Genomic DNA, 15602 nt, shown 5'->3' on the forward strand with positions numbered 1-15602 from the left:
GCACCTTGAATTTTTACTCTAAAATGTCATAAAAATCGCATAAACACTGTGACATACCTATATTAGAGGCGTACTATATGCGGCCAGAAAGTGACAGCTTTCTGCGTCTTGTTATACAAATATTTAAGGTCAAACAATGAATGCTTGGTACCTCATTTGTTTTCTTTCAGCATTAGCTATTTTTATTGCTTTTGCTAACCAATACATCCTCAAAATGCAAACCACGATTGCTATAACAACAGGCTCTGTTGTTATTTCTTTACTTCTTATACTTGCCGTTAAAATGCTCGGTGATAGCACGGCCCTCGAAATGACTCAAATTGTCTCAAGTATCAACTTTAATCAGTTGCTACTAAAAGGCATGCTCGGGTTTTTACTGTTCGCGGGTGCGCTGGAAATCAACTTAGCAGCCCTTCGTAAACAACGGTGGGAAATTACCGCATTAGTGTTATTTTCAACCATAACCTCAACGGTCATTGTTGGTTACTTAAGCTATTATTTGTTTGCTTTTGTAGGCTGGCCTGTACCGTTTATTTACTGCTTGTTGTTTGGTGCTTTAATCAGCCCAACCGACCCGATTGCAGTGTTAGCCATTATTAAACAAATGCGAGCCCCAGAAGGTATTTCTGTGCAAGTTGAAGGTGAGTCTTTGTTTAATGATGGTATTGGTTTGGTGATTTTCACAACGATATTTTCAGTGGCCTTTTATGGCACCGAAGCCACCTTTACTGACGTTGCTGAATTGTTCTTAGTTGATGCAATTGGCGGTATAGTGTTTGGTCTAGTGATTGCGTTAGTCGGGCATTTTTTAATTATTAATAGCCGCGATGTTAACATTCGTTTGCTACTAACCCTGACCATTCCAACAGCCGGCTTTGCAGCAGCGAATATTTGGGAAATCTCAGGTGCACTTGCTATGGTCACCAGTGGTATTTTACTTGGCAATATTACTCGTTCAAAAGCAACAGAGCGTACGGGGCCTGAAGATACTCGCTACGTGAAAGACTTTTGGCATGCCACCGATAGCTTTTTAAACGCCTTGCTGTTTTTGATTATCGGTATGCTCATCGTCACTATGCCGATTACTCTTGAAGAAATTGGCTTAGGTTTACTGATGGTACCCGTGGTGTTGCTAGCGCGATTCATAAGTGTAGGTGCGCCATTTGTATTCTTTAAAAAGTATCGCCAATACGATAAGCACTCGGTGAAAATACTCACTTGGGGTGGCTTACGGGGTGGTCTAGCGCTGGCAATGGCAGCTGCCATCCCACGCGATCAAGTAATGATTGCAGGCTCAGACCTTCATAACCTAATTGTTATTGTCACCTACGTGGTAGTGATTTTCTCGATTATCGTACAAGGTTTAACAATTTCGCCGTTGATCCAAAGTAGTATTCAATCAGCAGAAGCAAAAAATTAAGCACAGCTTTTTGCTCTAAAGGCTCGTTTATCGGGCCTTTTTTTGTGCTTTATCGGCATACATTCGCGCGTCAGCAGCAGACAGCAATTTAGTTAGTGAGCAAGGTTGCTGACCAGAAAAATCAGCAATGCCATAAGAAAAGCCAAGCTCAACTTGGTTATTAAAGCTATTAGGTAAGTCACTGAATGACAACAACAAGCGATGCATTATGGTGTCGCATTCGCTGGTATTTAAATCTGTAAATAAAATCACAAACTCATCACCGCTCAAACGTGCATATAAATCAGCCTTGCGACAACAGTTCTCTAGTAATCCTGCAAAATCTCTCAGTACTCTATCGCCAGCAGCATGACCAAATTTATCGTTAATTGCTTTAAAATTATCTAAATCAATAAACACTAATTTTGCTTTTAAATGCTGGCGAATACATAAATCAAGATAATGCTCTGCGGTGCTAATGAAACCGCGACGATTAGGCAATAAAGTAAGCTCATCGGTAGTTGCTAACTGCATGATTGCAAACTCTCGCTCGACGATTGCTGCAAAGTCTTGTAAGGCTTTAATTTCTTGTTTGTTAAAACTGCGCGGTTGATGATCGATAAGGCACAAAGTGCCAATTCTATTTCCTGATTTAAGTGTAATTGGGCAGCCCGCATAAAAGCGAATATTTGGGTCACCCATTACCAGTGGGTTATCAGCAAAACGCTTATCGTTTAAGGTATTTTCAACCACAAGCGGGTCTTTGTATAAAATTGCATGGGCGCATAAAGAAACGTCTCTTGCGGTCTCTGTTACATCGAGCCCCACACATGACTTAAACCATTGCCTGTGCTCGTCAATTAAACTGATAACACAAATTGGTACAGAGAAAAATTGCTGGGCAAGGCGAGTGATTCGGTCAAAGGCGGGTTCACTTTGAGAGTCTAAAACATCTAATGAGCGAAGCTCTTCAAGCCTAGCTTGCTCATTTAATGGCACTGAGGGTCGTTCCATTGAATTGCCTTGTAAGTTACAACACAAGTGTTTCTTAACGTTAGCAGAAAAAACCGCACAGTTGCATAAAAACAAATTTTATATTGAGTATTAAGCCCATGTATCTAGGTGTTTATTACCCTCTTCATCTTCTTCTATGGCACTTTTGTTGCCTTTATCTTCTTTTTTAGCGGCTTTTTTGCGGCGTTCTATTTCACGTTTTTGGCGCTTTTCAAGCTCAATTCGCTGCACGTTCGCATCTTTTACGCCCGCAATATGAAACGCACCTTTACTTTCCAACTGTAAGCGCGTAATTCGACCTAAAAAGGGGATCATGATATCCATTTGCACCTCCTGCTGTACCTACTATCTAACCGTTATATATCGGCAGTTATAAGATATACTTTAATTTCGCAAAAAAATGCTTGCCAAAGATTAGCAAAGCATGTTTATCTATATACGTAACTTATTTAAACAGATATACGCACTGCTTTACACAAACGAGTGCAATACAGGAAAAATTATGCGCTTCAATCTGACAACTATCCATCATCACCATCATTCACCGGAATAGCCTGTCAGGTTTTTCGCTGAGAGGTTATTCCTAAAAGGAACCTCTGGCGAGCAATCAACCAAATTATTTATTTTCGCCCTGAGGTTCCCTCGGGGTTTTTAGTTTTTGAATTAAAGGAAAATGAATAATGAGCAATACCAATCGTTTACGAATCGCCATCCAAAAAGGCGGCCGCTTATCAAAAGACTGCCAAGAGTTACTAAAACAACTTGGTGTTAAATTAAATCTTCGTGAACAACGTTTAATCGCACACTCTACCAACATGCCAATTGATGTACTTCGTGTACGCGATGACGATATTCCGGGCCTAGTAATGGACGGTGTGTGTGACCTAGGTATCGTTGGTGAAAACGTACTTGTTGAAGTTCAAGCCGAACGCGAACGCCAAGGCGTGGCATTCGAGGTAAATAAACTTTCTAAGCTTGATTTTGGTTACTGCCGCCTTGCACTTGCATGGCCACAAGAACTTGGTCCACAAGATAAAAGCTGGTTTGAAGGTAAACGCATTGCCACTACTTACCCAGAAATCTTAAGCCAATACCTAAAACGCGAAAGCATTAACGCAAGCACAGTCATGTTAACGGGCTCTGTTGAAGTCGCACCGCGTGCTGGTTTGGCTGATGCAATTTGTGACCTAGTGTCTACTGGTGCAACGTTAGAAGCAAACGGCTTAATGCAAGGCGACACCATCTTAGAATCAAATGCATGTTTAATTCAAAACAAAGACCTTACTGATCAAAGCAAACTTGATTTAATCAACACGTTAATGCCGCGTCTACGTGGTGTACGCCAAGCAAAAGAAAGTAAATACATCATGCTACACGCACCAAAAGCAAAGCTTGATGAAGTGTGCGACTTACTACCGGGTACTGGCCAACCAACTTTACTATCGCTTGCTGGTAGCGACGATTATGTTGCACTACACATGGTTAGCAGCGAAACCCTTTTCTGGGAAACAATGGAACAGTTAAAAGCACTGGGTGCCAACTCAATTCTTGTTATGCCAATTGAAAAAATGATGGAGTAATTATCCATGTTTCGCTGGAATGAGGAAAATCAACAAGCACAGCAGGCGGTACTTACCCGCCCTGCTGTTACTGCAAGTAAAGAGGTTGAAGCTATTTGCATCGATATCTTAAATGCAGTTAAAACTGAGGGTGACGCAGCGTTATTAAAAATGGCAAAAGAGTTTGATAAGCGCGAAACACCTCGCTTATTAGTGCCAGTTGAAGAAATAAACCAAGCTGAGCAGTTATTATCAAACGAATTAAAAGCCGCCATAGAAACGGCCTATGCCAATGTAAAACGTTTTCACCAAGCACAATTACCAAAAGACATTAAGTTAACAACTCAACCTGGCGTATTGTGTGAACTTAAATATCAAGCCATTGAAGCGGTAGGTATTTACGTGCCAGGTGGCAGTGCTCCACTGCCATCTTCAGTAATTATGCAAGGGGTGCTTGCACAGTTAAGTGGTGCACAAACCGTTGTGCTAACTACACCTGTAAAAGCCGACGAAACCATCAACCCTGCCATTTTATATGCAGCAAAACTATGTGGTATTAAAACCATTGTAGAAAGTGGCGGCGCAGGTGCCATTGCAGCGATGGCATACGGCACAGAATCAGTGCCTAAAGTGAACAAGATTTTTGGCCCAGGAAATAGCTTTGTCACCATGGCAAAACAACTTGTTGCGCAAACTATACCGGGCATGGCGATTGATATGCCGGCTGGCCCTTCTGAAGTGCTAGTGATTGCTGATGAGCGTGCAAACCCTGAATTTATTGCGGCAGATTTATTGTCGCAAGCAGAGCACGGCGCTGATTCGCAAGTTATTTTACTATGTAACAGCGAACGCATCATTGAAAAAACACAGCAAGCCTTAACAGAGCAGCTAGCAAAGTTGAGTCGTAAAGACACTGCCGAGCAAGCCCTTGCTAACTCAAGCTTAATTTTAGTGGACTCGGTTGAGCAAGCCTTTTCGGTGTCTGCTGAATATGGTCCTGAGCACCTTATTTTACAACTTGCTGATGCGCAGCCTTATTTAAGCTTAGTGAAAAATGCCGGTTCAGTATTTGTAGGTGATTACACCCCGGAGTCTGCCGGTGACTATGCATCGGGTACTAACCACGTACTACCAACGTATGGTTACAGCGCGACCTATTCGAGCTTAAACTTACTGGACTTCTTTAGAACTTACACAGTGCAAACCATCAGTAAAAATGGCTTACGTGAATTATCTAAAGCAATTTTACCTTTGGCTGCAGCAGAGGGGCTTGATGCTCACGCCAATGCTGTTTCGATTCGTCTTGAGGCTATGAACAATGAGCGATAATTCAAAAATAACAACGCTGTTGCCAGATAACATTGCAGCGCTTACAGCCTACAGTTCGGCTAAAAGTGAAAAGCTAACCGGCACAACGTGGTTAAATGCCAATGAAAGCCCTTATTCACGTACGCCAAATATCAATTTAGCTGATTTAAATCGCTACCCAGATCCGCAGCCTCAGCAAGTGATCAATCGTTACGCTTGCTATGCTAATTTAGAGCCAGAGCAAGTACTGATGACTCGCGGCGCTGACGAAGGTATTGAGCTATTAGTACGTACTTTTTGTAGCCCAGCTACAGATAGCATCGCACTATTTTTGCCAACTTACGGCATGTACAAAGTCACTGCAGATACCCACAACATTGCGATTAACGGTTTAACTCAAGAGCTGTTATTAAAAGGCACGGTTGATGAGATTGTCACTGCAGTTGCTGATTCAAAGCTGGTGTTTATTTGTAATCCAAATAACCCTACCGGCAGCATGACAAGCTTAGACAAAATCAGAAAAATCACCCAACAACTTGCGGGTAAAGCGATTGTAGTGGTTGATGAAGCTTATATAGAATTTTGCCCAGAACAAACAGCGGCAAGCCTGATCAACGAGTTTAGTAACCTTGTGGTACTAAGAACCTTATCAAAAGCATTTGCACTTGCGGGTTTAAGAACAGGCTTCACATTAGCCAACAGCGAGCTACTGGCGCCTATTCGTAAAGTGATTGCGCCATACCCTGTATCAACGGTGGTGGCGAGCATTGCAGCAGACGCATTAAGTAGTGACAACATCGCTTCAATGCGCCGTCAGGTGACAATTCTAAATAGCTTAAAAAGCAAACTAAAAAGTTGGCTCGAGCAATCACCTGCCGTTATCAAAGTACTGAGCGGTGAAGGTAATTTTGTCACCTTAAAATTAAAAGACAAACAATCATTTAATATCGCACTTGAGCAAGGACTCGTAATGCGTGCCTTCACCTTATATAGCGAAGATGATTGGTTACGAATTTCTATCGGTAACGGGCAAGAACTAGAACAAGTAAAAGTTTGGTTAGATGGCTTATCACTGACCAGTAAAACAGTAGAACAGGAATTATCATGAGCAATCCGTATTTATTTATTGACCGCGATGGCACGATTATCGAAGAGCCTATCACCGACAAACAGGTTGATAGCCTAGAAAAATTAGTGTTTTTGCCAAATGTGATCCCTGCTCTATTACAACTTCAAGCGGCAGGTTACCGCCTTGTTATGGTATCTAATCAAGATGGTTTAGGCACTGATAGCTTCCCGACGGCCGATTTTGATATTGCTCAAGACAAGATGATGGATATCTTAAACAGCCAAGGGATTAAATTTGATGAAGTTCTGATCTGCCCTCACTTTGATGAACAAAATTGTGAATGCCGTAAACCAAAAACAGGCTTACTTACTGAGCTTATGCGCTCGGGTAAAGTCGATTTAGCACGCTCATTTGTGATTGGTGACCGCCAAACTGATATTGGACTTGCCAATAACTTATGTTGTGAAGGCATTTTGTATGACGGCAGCTGGGATGCCATTGTCACTAAGCTGACAACGGCGAACCGTGAAGGCCGTGTCACTCGCAACACCAAAGAAACACAAATCGATGTGCAAGTTAATTTAGACCAAACAAAAAATGGCGAAATTAGCACTGGCCTTGGCTTTTTCGATCACATGCTTGACCAAATTCGCACACACGCCAATATCGGACTTAATATTCAAGCCACTGGCGACTTACACATTGATGAGCACCACCTAGTTGAAGATATCGGCATTGCACTTGGCCTTGCCCTTAAACAAGCGCTAGGTACAAAAACGCAAATTGGTCGCTATGGTTTTGCACTCCCTATGGATGAATGCAAAGCTGAAGCGCAAATTGACTTATCGGGCCGTGCCTCGTTTGTATTAAATGCTGATTTTAGCCGTGAAAAAGTCGGCGACTTAGACGTACAAATGGTTGAGCACTTCTTTAAAAGCTTAAGTGATAATGCCGCCATGAGCCTTATTTTGTCGGTTAGCGATGGTAATTGTCATCACCAAGTTGAAGGTCTATTTAAAGCGTTTGCAAGAGCGCTTCGCGCTGCGATTGCAAAAGATGCTTCACAACAAACAGCAAGCTCTAAGGGGTGTTTATGATTGCCATAATTAATACCGGTTGTGCCAACATTAACTCTGTTCGTTTTGCCTTCGAACGCTTAGGTAATAATCCTGAGGTTATCACCTCACCTGAGCAACTAAAAGGCTTTGAACGTGCCATTTTACCCGGCGTAGGTCATGCTTCTGTTGCCATGAAACGCTTAAAAGACGGTGGTTGGCAGCAAGCAATTGATGAATATCAGCGCCCGTTGATGGGCATTTGTTTAGGCATGCAATTACTTTGCGACAGCACAGAAGAAGGCAATGTTGATTGCCTAGGCAAAATTCCAGGTATTGTTAAGCACTTAGATGTAGGTGAATTAACTTCACCGCACATGGGCTGGAACGACCTAAGCGTATTAAAAGAGCATGCCCTCACCAAAGGGTTATCAGCGCAAGATCAAGTATACTTTGTGCATAGCTTTGCTCACACAGTGAACGATGCCACCCTAGTTAGCGGTGAATACGGGCAAGCTTTTTCAGCAATTGTTGCCAAAGATAACTACGCGGGCATGCAGTTCCACCCAGAGCGAAGCGCCAAAGTAGGCACCCGACTTTTACAAAACTTTTTAGATTGGCAGCTGTAAGCGCAGCAAAAAAATAAGAGAAATAAACGTGATTATTCCAGCACTCGATGTATTACAAAACCAAATTGTGCGCTTATACCAAGGTAAGTATGATACCGCACAATTTTACCCTTACGAACTTGGCGCACGCTTACAAGAGTACGCAAATAGCGGCGCAGGCAAACTGCACTTAGTTGATTTAGAAGGCGCACGCGATCCAAATAAAAAACAGTGGCAGCATATTCAAGCTGCAACCAAAGCGCTAAATGTGCCTTATCAAGTGGGCGGTGGTATTCGCTCTGAGCAAGATGTTGCTGACTGGCTTGAAGCCGGAGCTAACCAAGTCGTGATTGGCTCAATGGCCGTTGAAAAACGTGAGCAAGTACAGGCCTGGATTGAAAAGTTTGGCAGTGAACACTTTGTTATCGCACTAGATGTTAATAAAACTGACAACGGCTGGGCACCAGCAACACATGGTTGGTTAAGTGAATCTGAGTTTGGCTTGTTCGAACTTGTTGATTTTTACGTGGCACTTGGTGTGGTTGATTTTCTGTGTACTGACATCAGTAAAGACGGCACCATGACCGGCCCTTCGTTTGCACTTTATGAAGATTTAACCAACCACAACAGCGAGATTAAAGTTCAAGCATCAGGCGGTGTAAGCTCACTGGATGATATTGCAAAGCTGAAAAAGCTGGGTGTTGGCGGTGTTATCTTAGGTAAATCATTGCTCGATGGTGCCTTTAATGTTGAGGAGGCGTTAGCATGTTATCAAAACGCATAATCCCTTGTTTAGATGTAAAAGACGGCCAAGTCGTTAAAGGTGTTAAATTTAAAGGCCATGAAGTGGTTGGTGATATTTTAACGCTTGCCAAAGCTTACAGCGATGCCGGTGCGGATGAACTGGTGTTTTATGAAATCAGTGCCAGCGTCGAAAAACGCCTACTTGATGTCAATTGGGTAGAGAACATTGCACGCCACATTGATATTCCATTTTGTGTGGCGGGCGGCATTAAATCTGTTGCCGATGCAGCACGTGTTTTAGAACGTGGCGCAGATAAAATCAGTATTAACAGCCCTGCAATTGCTCGCCCTGAGCTTATCAAAGAATTACACGATGAGTTTGGTAAACAATGCGTGGTTGTGGGTATTGATAGCTTTTATGATGAAACCACTGGCGAATATTTAGTGTACCAGCTAACTGGCGATCCTAATGCATCAAGCCGTACTCGCTATAAAACCGAAGAATGGGTTAAACGCGTGCAAGACCTAGGTGCTGGTGAAATCGTACTCAATTGCATGAACCAAGATGGCGTGCGTAAAGGCTACGACAATGTTCAGCTATCAAAAATGCGTGCACTGTGCGATATTCCACTAATTGCATCGGGCGGCGCAGGTACGATGCAAGACTTTGTTGATGTGTTTCAACAAAGCCAAGTTGATGGCGCGCTCGCTGCCAGCGTATTTCACAAGAACGTCATTGATATTGGCGAACTAAAACAATTTTTAACTGATAATAATGTAGCGGCAAGACTATGCAATTAACCAAAGACACTCTTTCTCAAATCGATTTTGCCAAAAGCGAATTGATCCCAGCTATCGTGCAAGACGCACGCTCTGGGGTGATTTTAATGCAAGGCTTTATGAATCAAGATGCATTAGCTGCCACTTTCGACAAACAAAAAGTAACCTTTTACTCGCGCTCTAAAGAGCGTTTATGGACCAAAGGCGAAACATCAGAAAACTACCTTGAAGTAGTCTCAGTACACACCGACTGCGATTACGACTCACTATTAGTACTGGCAAACCCACTTGGGCCAACATGCCACCTTGGTACACAAAGCTGCTTCGGCGATGATGCTAAACCTAGCTTGTCGTTTTTAGCTGAACTTGAACAAGTGATTGTTTCACGTAAAGACGATGATCCAAGCAAAAGCTACACTGCGTCTTTGTTTGCAAAAGACTTAAGCCGTAGTTGCCAAAAAGTGGGTGAAGAAGGCGTTGAAGTTGCCCTTGCAGCCATGAAACATGATAACGATGAATTAACCAATGAATCAGCAGACTTACTGTATCACTTAACTGTGTTATTGCAGCGCCAAGGCTTATCGCTGGCTGATGTGGTGAGCTGTTTACAAGGCCGCCATAAGTAATAATCATAGAGTGTGGTATCTAAATACCGCACTCTATTGCTGTTTTAACGCTTCTAACACAATTTTAAATGCCGGAGACGGTTGCCTTCGGCTCGGGTAATACAAATAATAACCGGGAAATGCGGGGCACCAATCAGCTAACACTTTAATTAAATTACCATTTTTTATATGCTCACCAAACTCCTCTTCAGGTAGAAACGCAATACCTAACCCCTGTAACGCCGCCTCAACAATATGATGAGAGGTATTAAAGATTAATTGACCGCGTACATTCACATTAAGTTCTTCACCCTCTTTTTCAAACTCCCACGCATATAAACCGCCATGGGTAGGAAAGCGAATGTTGATACAATTATGTGCAGTAAGATCCTTTGGCGTGTTAGGCTTTTGATGCTTAGTAAAATACTCAGGGCTTGCAACCGCTGCCATATTGAGCTCTTTACCGATAGGCACTGCAATCATATCTTTATCTATGGTTTCGCCAAGGCGAACACCAGCGTCGATACGCTGAGCAACAATGTCTGTGTAGCCATAGTTAACATTGAACTCAATATTAATATCTGGGTATTGCTTTAATACATTGGCCAGCTTTGGTAGTAATGTGCTCTGAATGATAAAATCACCACAAGTAATTTTTACCGTGCCCGCAGGTTTGTCTCTGAGTTCAGTTAACGCTTCTAACTCATTTTCGATATCATCAAAACGATGCCCTATTGCATTGAGTAAACGCTCCCCGGCGAGAGTCGGCGATACGCTTCGAGTTGTTCTGGTTAACAAACGAATATCTAAGTTTGCTTCTAGTGAACGAATAGCCTGACTCAAGGCAGACTGAGTTACGCCTAACTGAGCAGCAGCACGTGTAAAACTGCCAGTTCTTGCCACAATGACAAAATAGTTCAATTCATTGAGGTTTTGTTTGATCATCCACCTGCCTATTAATAAGTATTACTAATAAAGCATATTAGTATTCATTAGCTAGTCTATTCAACCTATGTTTGAAAAAATACTCCATCACATTTAACTGTATGGACTAGCATGACAAATTACTCAACCTATCAAGATGATCATCCTATCGAGCAGCAAGCTAATTGGAGTGGGGTTTTTGCGATGACATTATGTATTTTCGCCTTAATAGCCTGCGAGTTTATGCCTGTAAGCTTATTAACACCTATGGCTGAAGATTTATCAATTAGTAAAGGCATGGTTGGTCAGGGGTTAGCAATATCGGGCTTTTTTGCGGTGATCACAAGTCTATTCATGAGTCCTTTATTTGCTAAAAGTGATCGAAAGACCTTACTAGTCGCTCTGACCTTGATAATGCTACTGTCAACTTTAACAATCTCTATAGCTGATAGTTACGCTGTTTATATGCTTGGTCGTGCGTTAATCGGCTTAGTCATTGGTGGCTATTGGTCACTTTCAACTGCTTCTGCAATGCGCTTAGTTCCCGAGGAAAAAGTGCCTAAAGCACTGGCAGTATTTAATGGTGGTAATGGTCTTGCCATGATAATTGCAGCACCACTTGGCAGTTATTTAGGCAGTGTTCTTGGCTGGCGAGGCGCGTTTATGTGTTTAGTGCCATTTATTGCTATTGCTGTATTTTGGCAATGGCAGGCTTTGCCTAGCATGCCAGCTCAGCAGCAATCAAAAGGACCTTTTTCTGCATTTAAGTTATTTAAAAAGCCACTCGTCCGTTTTGGTATGCTAGCTGTCGCGCTGCTATTTATGGGGCAATTTACTTTATTTACCTATGTAAGGCCCTTTTTAGAGTCAGCGTTTCAAGCCACCAGCCAACAAGTCTCTATGGTGTTATTTGTTATTGGTTTTGCAGGCTTTATTGGCACCTTATTGATCAGTAAGGTCATAAAACTCAGTTTAGCGTTTGCATTAATAGCTGCTCCTACGGTTATGGCTTTAATAGCATTTTGTTTAGCTAATCAAATATCTCTTTTTAACATCAACATCGTATTACTTGGATTATGGGGGTTAATTGCAACTGCAGCGCCTGTTGCTTGGTGGAGCTGGGTAGCTCGTGCTTTACCAAAAGATGCTGAAGTTGCAGGAGGATTGATGGTAGCAATTATTCAATTTTCGATAGCGCTAGGCTCAACATTCGGCGGCATATTATTCGATGTTTATGACTACCCTATTACCTTCTTTGTTAGCGCAGCTATCTTATTTTTTGCAGCCATTGCCAGCTATTTCACTATAAAAACACCCTAAAAAATCATTAGGTGGCTCATACTTGGGCTACCTAATGTTCATTTTAAGCACCTAAAGATACATTCGACACTTTTAGGCAATAAATCGACTGTTCTAATATAACGCCAAACTGCACAAATAACCGACAATAACCTCATCAAAGCTGCATTGTGAAAACAAATTGCAGTCCCTGTTAATCAAAAAATAGGAGAGTGTTATGACAACCTCAACTGATAATTTTTACCAAAGCGATGCTGTTAACTTTGAAAAAGTAATTTTCAAAAACCAATTACAAATGAATGTAGTCGGTAATCTTTTTACACCTAAAAATGCAGAGAAAGGTGCGAACCTTCCGGCACTTGTAATAGGTCACCCTATGGGTGCGGTAAAAGAGCAAAGTGCTACTTTATATGCAACTAAACTTGCAGAGCTAGGATTTGTAACTTTGGCAGTTGATCTTAGCTTCTGGGGCGAAAGTGACGGCGAACCACGTAATACTGTACTACCTGATTTATACGCAGAGTCATTCAGTGCCGGTGTCGATTACCTTGCTAGCCGTTCATACGTCAACAAAGAAAGCATTGGTGGTTTAGGTGTATGTGGTAGTGGTGGTTTCATCATTAGTGCCGCAAAAATTGACCCACGTATCAAAGCTGTGGCAACAGTTAGTATGTATGACATGGGTGGCGCAACGCGCAATGGTTTAGGCAACTCTATTGACCTTGATATGCGTAAAGGTATGCTTGATGAAGCTGCAGAGCAACGTAATGTTGAGTACCTTGGTGGCGAAGTGCAGTACACAGGCGGCTGCCCGCATCACATTGATGAAAGCTCACACCCAATTGCAAAAGAGTTTTATGACTTTTACCGCACTGAGCGTGGCGAATATACACCAGAGCGCTCATCAGCAGATTTAACAACACACCCAACATTAAGCAGCAATGTGCGTTTTATGAACTTTTATCCATTTAACGATATTGAGACTATTTCACCACGTCCATTACTGTTTGTTGCTGGTGAACACGCTCACTCATTTGAGTTTAGCCAACAAGCCTATGATTTAGCTGCTGAACCTAAACAATTATTGGTTGTACCAAATGCAGGTCATGTTGATTTATATGATGATGTGGGTTTAATTCCATTCACTAAAATTGCTGAATTTTTCACAGCAAGTCTTTAACTAAAACGTGTCATGGTAACGAATGGGACATAGGGATATGCCCATTCGTTTTTTATACCAATTCGCTTAATTAATTATTATTGCGGATTGGTATTATAAGTAGCCGGCTATTTAGCGGTTGCTAAAAACGCCTCAACATCTCGTTTTGGTGATAAACCAAAAAACCGAGAATACTCGCGAGAAAATTGTGAGGGGCTTTCGTAGCCAACCTTAAAAGCAGCACCTGACGCATCCATACTCTCGCCAACCATCAACCTTCTTGCTTCCATTAACCTTAAACGCTTTTGATATTGCAACGGACTCATTGAAGTTAGATCTCTAAAATGATGGTGAAAAGTCGATTTACTCATTTTCGCAAGACCCGCTAAATCCTCTACACTCAAGGGTTGATCATAGTTTTCTTTTAACCATTTAACACTACGTGCAATTCTAAGCCCTTGGCTACCTGTTGACACTATATGACGAAGCTCTGCCCCATGCTCACTATTAAGTACACGCCAAAAAATTTCGCGTTTAATTAATGGCGCAAGCACAGGCATTGACTCAGGATCATCAACCAGCTCAATTAATCGTGTAAATGCGTTAAGTAGCGGCTCTGTCATCTCACCTAAGGTCATTCCCTTATTGAGTGATTGCTTGTTTAATTTGTCGAGCGGTATTTGCGAAATCAGTTCACCTAACATAGCCAAATCAAGCTTTAAAACTAAGCCTAAATAAGGTGTGTCGTCTTTTGCTTCAAGAACTTGCATTTTTGCAGGCAAATCAATTGAGGTAATCAAATACTTGTGTGGGTCATACTTGAACACATCTTCGCCCAAGGTCATGCTTTTTGCCCCTTGTAGCACCAGTGCAATACTTGGTTCAACCACACACATTGAACAAGAGGTGGCGGCCTGTGTTTGTCGATAAAAAAACAAATCCTCAATCACGCTATCAGCGGTTTCTTGCTGACCTATAAGCGGCGCAATCTTATCTGCTAAAGCAGCGCTCATTTTAGCAATAGCATCATAATCTGAATGCATAACCAACCCAATTAAATTCAAGATACTTAACTATACGCTCGATTTCATAAAGTTGGCTAGTTAAAAAATTAAACCCTCGGACTAATAGGCAATAACTTGCGTGCATTGTACTTTTTAAAGGCACAATTTTTAGCCAAAATGATTTCTCATCAGGTTACAAACACATGGAGAAAAGTATGAAGTATATTATCGGTACCCTTATCTTAACGATGAGTGCATTTAGTCATGCAGAAAACGCCTCTTCACAACGTTTAGAATTACCGCAAATCACAGTGCAAAAAAATGGCACTCAGTACCCAATGACTGGGCTCGACAAGTATTTCACGGGCAAAGTACGCGTCGAGCCTAGTTTCCAAGCTCATGGCGAAGCGAAAGCCGCTGGTGCCATGGTAACCTTTGAGCCCGGCGCTCGAACAAACTGGCACACTCACCCTGTCGGCCAAACCTTAATTGTTACATCAGGTATGGGCTGGGTTAATCAGTGGCACGGACAACCTCAGGTTATAAAACCAGGTGACGTTGTCCATATTCCTGCAAATGTAAAACATTGGCATGGCGCTACGGATAAAACAGCCATGATGCATTTGGCTATTCAAGAATCAAAAAACGGCAAAGTGGTTGATTGGTTAGAGCCAGTAACAGATAAGCAATATTTAAAAAAGCAGTAAAGATGGTAAGTGAAATGCAAATAAAGTTCACCAGTAACGGCAAAACTATGCAAGCGACTCTAGAAAGTAATAATGCCGCTAAGCATTTTTATCAACTTCTACCATTGACTTTAAAAGTAGAAGACTTCGCCAATGCTGAGAAAATTGCCACTTTACCTGAGAAATTAAATCTACAAGGCTTACCTGCTGGCACCGATGCTATCGCAGGAGACATCACTTATTACGCACCTTGGGGTAACCTTGCGCTCTTTTATAAGCAGCAAAGTTATGCAAATGGTCTGATAAAACTTGGCAAAATAACGGGCGATAGTCAGTTTTTTAAAAGTTTAGGCCAAGCGGATGTCACTATTGAGCCCTTGTAGTAGATA

The 15602-nt window shown here is 42.0% G+C and carries 17 protein-coding genes; 13 read left to right on the forward strand and 4 right to left on the reverse strand.

The features are described 5' to 3' along the window. Positions 1-136 precede the first annotated feature (136 nt). The gene (locus AADY36_RS19685; protein WP_054563878.1) at positions 137-1420 is read left to right on the forward strand and encodes a cation:proton antiporter; all 1284 of its coding nucleotides are present in this window, start codon (positions 137-139) and stop codon (positions 1418-1420) included. 27 nt (positions 1421-1447) lie between these two features. On the opposite strand, the gene AADY36_RS19690 is transcribed toward AADY36_RS19685, so the two are convergent. Continuing rightward, positions 1448-2413: a sensor domain-containing diguanylate cyclase gene (locus AADY36_RS19690; protein ID WP_342409553.1), complete on the reverse strand. Its 966-nt coding sequence runs from the start codon at positions 2411-2413 to the stop codon at positions 1448-1450. A 90-nt stretch (positions 2414-2503) separates the two neighbouring features. Then, positions 2504-2737, reverse strand: coding sequence for a hypothetical protein (locus tag AADY36_RS19695; RefSeq protein ID WP_054563880.1), 234 nt, complete (start codon positions 2735-2737; stop codon positions 2504-2506). 356 nt (positions 2738-3093) lie between these two features. Between AADY36_RS19695 and hisG the strand changes: the two genes are divergently transcribed. Genes hisG through hisIE form a run of 8 tightly spaced genes read left to right on the forward strand, consistent with a single transcriptional unit; the run spans position 3094 to position 10162 of the window. After that, positions 3094-3993: an ATP phosphoribosyltransferase gene (gene hisG / locus AADY36_RS19700; protein WP_342409554.1), complete on the forward strand. Its 900-nt coding sequence runs from the start codon at positions 3094-3096 to the stop codon at positions 3991-3993. A 6-nt stretch (positions 3994-3999) separates the two neighbouring features. Next, positions 4000-5301: a histidinol dehydrogenase gene (gene hisD, locus AADY36_RS19705; protein ID WP_055199018.1), complete on the forward strand. Its 1302-nt coding sequence runs from the start codon at positions 4000-4002 to the stop codon at positions 5299-5301. Beyond that, positions 5291-6388, forward strand: a complete 1098-nt coding sequence (gene hisC, locus AADY36_RS19710; protein WP_342409555.1) for a histidinol-phosphate transaminase — start codon at positions 5291-5293, stop codon at positions 6386-6388. Before hisD ends, hisC begins: the two co-directional genes overlap by 11 nt. After that, positions 6385-7446 (forward strand): bifunctional histidinol-phosphatase/imidazoleglycerol-phosphate dehydratase HisB, encoded by a 1062-nt coding sequence (hisB, locus tag AADY36_RS19715; RefSeq protein ID WP_281546774.1) that lies wholly within the window; start codon positions 6385-6387, stop codon positions 7444-7446. The genes hisC and hisB overlap by 4 nt, the downstream gene beginning before the upstream one ends. Further along, on the forward strand, positions 7443-8033 hold the full coding sequence (gene hisH, locus AADY36_RS19720; protein ID WP_342409556.1) for an imidazole glycerol phosphate synthase subunit HisH: 591 nt from the start codon (positions 7443-7445) through the stop codon (positions 8031-8033). The genes hisB and hisH overlap by 4 nt, the downstream gene beginning before the upstream one ends. Positions 8034-8061: 28 nt before the next feature. After that, positions 8062-8796, forward strand: a complete 735-nt coding sequence (locus tag AADY36_RS19725; RefSeq protein ID WP_054563886.1) for a 1-(5-phosphoribosyl)-5-[(5-phosphoribosylamino)methylideneamino] imidazole-4-carboxamide isomerase — start codon at positions 8062-8064, stop codon at positions 8794-8796. After that, on the forward strand, positions 8778-9557 hold the full coding sequence (gene hisF / locus AADY36_RS19730) for an imidazole glycerol phosphate synthase subunit HisF (RefSeq protein WP_054563887.1): 780 nt from the start codon (positions 8778-8780) through the stop codon (positions 9555-9557). Before AADY36_RS19725 ends, hisF begins: the two co-directional genes overlap by 19 nt. Then, the gene (hisIE, locus tag AADY36_RS19735) at positions 9548-10162 is read left to right on the forward strand and encodes a bifunctional phosphoribosyl-AMP cyclohydrolase/phosphoribosyl-ATP diphosphatase HisIE (protein ID WP_342409557.1); all 615 of its coding nucleotides are present in this window, start codon (positions 9548-9550) and stop codon (positions 10160-10162) included. The genes hisF and hisIE overlap by 10 nt, the downstream gene beginning before the upstream one ends. A 33-nt stretch (positions 10163-10195) precedes the next feature. On the opposite strand, the gene AADY36_RS19740 is transcribed toward hisIE, so the two are convergent. Then, positions 10196-11086 (reverse strand): LysR family transcriptional regulator, encoded by an 891-nt coding sequence (locus tag AADY36_RS19740; protein ID WP_188729960.1) that lies wholly within the window; start codon positions 11084-11086, stop codon positions 10196-10198. Positions 11087-11197: 111 nt separating this feature from the next. On the opposite strand from AADY36_RS19740, the gene AADY36_RS19745 reads away from it, so the two are divergent. Together AADY36_RS19745 and AADY36_RS19750 are read left to right on the forward strand one after the other, a co-directional pair. Then, entirely contained in the window at positions 11198-12385 is a 1188-nt protein-coding gene (locus tag AADY36_RS19745; RefSeq protein ID WP_342409558.1) for an MFS transporter, read from the forward strand. 196 nt (positions 12386-12581) lie between these two features. Further along, a complete protein-coding gene (locus tag AADY36_RS19750) occupies positions 12582-13544 on the forward strand; it encodes an alpha/beta hydrolase (RefSeq protein WP_285220915.1) in 963 nt (320 codons plus the stop codon). A gap of 107 nt (positions 13545-13651) precedes the next feature. On the opposite strand, the gene AADY36_RS19755 is transcribed toward AADY36_RS19750, so the two are convergent. Continuing rightward, positions 13652-14566: an AraC family transcriptional regulator gene (locus tag AADY36_RS19755; protein ID WP_055199024.1), complete on the reverse strand. Its 915-nt coding sequence runs from the start codon at positions 14564-14566 to the stop codon at positions 13652-13654. Positions 14567-14742: 176 nt separating this feature from the next. On the opposite strand from AADY36_RS19755, the gene AADY36_RS19760 reads away from it, so the two are divergent. Continuing rightward, the gene (locus AADY36_RS19760; protein WP_095209775.1) at positions 14743-15234 is read left to right on the forward strand and encodes a (R)-mandelonitrile lyase; all 492 of its coding nucleotides are present in this window, start codon (positions 14743-14745) and stop codon (positions 15232-15234) included. A 14-nt stretch (positions 15235-15248) separates the two neighbouring features. Further along, positions 15249-15596, forward strand: a complete 348-nt coding sequence (locus AADY36_RS19765) for a cyclophilin-like fold protein (protein WP_055199032.1) — start codon at positions 15249-15251, stop codon at positions 15594-15596. Positions 15597-15602 lie beyond the last annotated feature (6 nt).

The organism is Pseudoalteromonas sp. D15MCD-2 (genome assembly GCF_038562745.1).
GTDB lineage: Bacteria > Pseudomonadota > Gammaproteobacteria > Enterobacterales > Alteromonadaceae > Pseudoalteromonas.